Origin of the sequence: Microbacterium sp. (assembly GCF_031988965.1) — a bacterium.
Lineage (GTDB): Bacteria > Actinomycetota > Actinomycetes > Actinomycetales > Microbacteriaceae > Microbacterium.
Genome location: NZ_DALZXX010000130.1, coordinates 4,957 through 8,159 on the forward strand (window position 1 = coordinate 4,957; position 3,203 = coordinate 8,159).

At 69.6% G+C, this 3,203-nt stretch carries 4 protein-coding genes; all 4 read left to right on the forward strand.

From position 1 onward, the window contains the following. Positions 1-1,319, forward strand: a 1,319-nt coding sequence (locus tag RTM68_RS15345) for an AAA family ATPase (protein ID WP_312172528.1), incomplete at its 5' end; no start/stop codon positions are given. A gap of 3 nt (positions 1,320-1,322) precedes the next feature. Continuing rightward, the gene (gene folE, locus RTM68_RS15350; protein ID WP_312172531.1) at positions 1,323-1,928 is read left to right on the forward strand and encodes a GTP cyclohydrolase I; all 606 of its coding nucleotides are present in this window, start codon (positions 1,323-1,325) and stop codon (positions 1,926-1,928) included. Beyond that, positions 1,925-2,731 carry a dihydropteroate synthase gene (gene folP, locus RTM68_RS15355; RefSeq protein ID WP_312172534.1) on the forward strand — a complete coding sequence of 269 codons (807 nt, stop codon included), beginning with the start codon at positions 1,925-1,927 and terminating at the stop codon, positions 2,729-2,731. Before folE ends, folP begins: the two co-directional genes overlap by 4 nt. Positions 2,732-2,734: 3 nt before the next feature. After that, positions 2,735-3,127 carry a dihydroneopterin aldolase gene (folB, locus tag RTM68_RS15360; RefSeq protein ID WP_312172535.1) on the forward strand — a complete coding sequence of 131 codons (393 nt, stop codon included), beginning with the start codon at positions 2,735-2,737 and terminating at the stop codon, positions 3,125-3,127. Positions 3,128-3,203: the final 76 nt, after the last annotated feature.

Genomic DNA, 3,203 nt, shown 5'->3' on the forward strand with positions numbered 1-3,203 from the left:
GCGGCGAACTCATCGTCATGCCCACCGACACCGTCTACGGTGCCTCCCGCGTGCGCGACCTGTTCAACGTGGCCAAGGAGAACTCGCCGGCGATCATCTTCATCGACGAGATCGACGCGGTCGGCCGTCACCGTGGCGCCGGCATGGGCGGCGGAAACGATGAGCGCGAGCAGACGCTGAACCAGATGCTCGTCGAGATGGACGGCTTCGACCCGAACGCGAACGTCATCGTCATCGCGGCGACGAACCGCCCCGACATCCTCGACCCTGCCCTTCTGCGCCCCGGCCGATTCGACCGCCAGATCGGTGTCGACGCCCCCGACCTCAAGGGCCGCCAGAAGATCCTCGAGGTGCACAGCAAGGGCAAGCCGCTCGCGAAGAGCGTCGACCTCGAGATCGTCGCCCGGAAGACCCCCGGATTCACGGGCGCCGACCTTGCGAACGTGCTCAACGAGGCTGCCCTGCTGACCGCGCGCTCGAACGCGCAGCTGGTCGACAACCGCGCGCTCGATGAGGCCATCGACCGTGTGATCGCCGGTCCGCAGCGCCGCACGCGTGTGATGAAGGACAAGGAGAAGCTCATCACGGCGTACCACGAGGGTGGTCACGCACTCGCTGCGGCGGCGATGAACTACACCGACCCGGTGACGAAGATCACGATCCTGCCTCGCGGCAAGGCTCTGGGCTACACGATGGTGCTGCCGCTCGACGACAAGTACTCCGTCACACGCAACGAGCTGCAGGATCAGCTCACCTACGCGATGGGCGGTCGCGTCGCCGAGGAGCTCGTCTTCCACGACCCGACCACCGGCGCCTCGAACGACATCGAGAAGGCGACCTCGATCGCACGCAAGATGGTCATCGAGTACGGCATGACCACGCAGGTCGGTCCCGTCAAGCTCGGCAGCGAGGGTGGCGACATGTTCGTGGCCCGCGACATGGGTCGCGGCCGCGAGTACTCCGAGAAGGTCGCCGAGCGGGTGGATGCCGAGGTTCGTGCACTCATCGAGCAGGCCCACAACGAGGCCTACGAGGTGCTGAGCGCCAACCGCGACATCCTCGACAAGCTCGCCCTGGCGCTGCTCGAGGAGGAGACCCTCGACCACAACCAGATCGCCGAGATCTTCACCGAGGTGCGCAAGCTCCCCGAGCGCCCGCTCTGGCTCTCGAGCGAGGCACGTCCGGTCTCGGAGCTTCCCCCGATCGAGGTGCCAAAGAAGGACATGCCGCTCGCGGCATCCGTCGAGGCGCCCGCCGCCGCTCCGCGCACGCAGCCGGGATCGGCCGGTGCCGGTCAGGCGCGACCCGCGACGGCCTGACCCGTGTCCGTCGACCGCGCACGCGTCGAGCGGATCACACGTGAGCTGCTCGAGGCGATCGGCGAGGATCCCGACCGACCGGGGCTGAGGCAGACGCCTTCGCGGATGGCCGACCTGTACTCGGAGTTCTTCGCCGGAGTGGGGGAGGACCCTGCAGCACCGCTGGCGCACACGATCAGCGTGACTAGGGGCCCCGCCCCGGACACGCTGCCCTCGGGAGCCGTGCTGCTGCGAGACATCCGCTTCCGGTCGGTGTGCGAGCACCATCTGCTGCCTTTCGCCGGCCGCGCGCACATCGCGTACCTGCCGGGCGAGCAGGTCGTCGGACTCGGCGCGCTCGTGCGCGTCGTCGAGATCCTCGCGACCCGCCCGCAGGTGCAGGAGCGACTGGGTGAGCAGATCGCCGACACGATCGCCGAGAACCTCGACACCCGCGGCGTGCTGGTGGTGCTCGACGCCAGCCACGGCTGCGTCACGATGCGCGGAGGGCGACAGCCCGAGGCGTCGACGCTGACGATCGCGGCCCGCGGCGAGTACACGGATGCCGTGTCGCGCGCCGAGCTCATCGCGCTGATCGGCGCCTCCGGCGCAGGATCGATGCACGGATGACCGGCATCTGGGGCATCGTCAACGTCACCCCCGACTCGTTCAGCGACGGCGGACGCTATCTCGACGTCGACCGGGCCGTCGCTCACGGCCTGCGCCTGCGCGCCGAGGGGGCCACCGTGCTCGACATCGGCGGCGAATCCACCCGTCCGGGCGCCGAGCGCGTCGGCCCCGATGTCGAGCAGGAGCGGGTGCTGCCCGTCATCGAGCATCTCGTCGCCGCAGGCGCTCCCGTGAGCATCGACACGTTCAACGCCGCGACCGCCGCCGCCGCCGTGCGGGCCGGAGCGCGCATCGTGAACGACGTCTCGGGAGGACTCGCGGATCCCGACATGCTCGCGGCGGTGGCGGAGACCGGAGCCGACTACGCGATCGGGCACTGGCGCGGATTCTCGTCCGACATGTATGCGCAGGCCGAATACCGACGGATCGCGCGGGAGGTCGCGGGAGAGCTGAAGGAGCGCATGGGGGAGGCCGCGGCAGCGGGAATCGCCCCCTCGCGGATCATCGTCGATCCCGGCATCGGGTTCGCGAAGGCCGGTGCGCAGAACTGGGAGCTCCTCCGCGGTCTCGACGAGATCGTCGCCCTGGGACCCCGCGTTCTGATCGGCACCTCACGCAAGCGGTTCCTCGCGGAGACGCTTCAGCACGCGGCTCCGGAGGAAGAGACGTCCGAGCCGCGTCGCGACCTCGCGACGGCCGTGACCAGTGCACTCGCAGCGCGTGCAGGAGTCTGGGCGGTACGGGTGCACGACGTCGCTGCGACGCGGGATGCTCTCGCGATCGCCCACGCGTGGGAGGGTTGACGCATGGATTTCCTCGACGAGATCGTCCTGACCGGACTCACGGTCTTCGGGCGCCACGGCGTCTACGACCACGAGCGCGAGGACGGCCAGGAGTTCACGATCGATCTGACGCTGCGGATGCCGCTGCGCGAGGCCGCGGCATCCGATGACGTCGTCGACACCGTGCACTACGGCGAGCTCGCCGAGAACGTCGCCGCGGTGGTCTCGGGCGAACCCGTGGACCTCATCGAGACGCTCGCCGAGCGCATCGCCGACGTCGCGCTCGCCGACGAGCGAGTGCACTCGGTCTCGGTCACCGTGCACAAGCCGCACGCGCCCATCTCGCTGACGTTCGCCGACGTCGCCGTCACGGTGCACCGCGCGCAGCCGCCTCGGGCCGTCGGGTTCTCGCGATGAGCCGCAACCTGACGACGCCGCTCGGCCAGCCCGTTCCCCGCAGAGGACGCCCTGAGGCGACCGCGGTCGTGGCGTT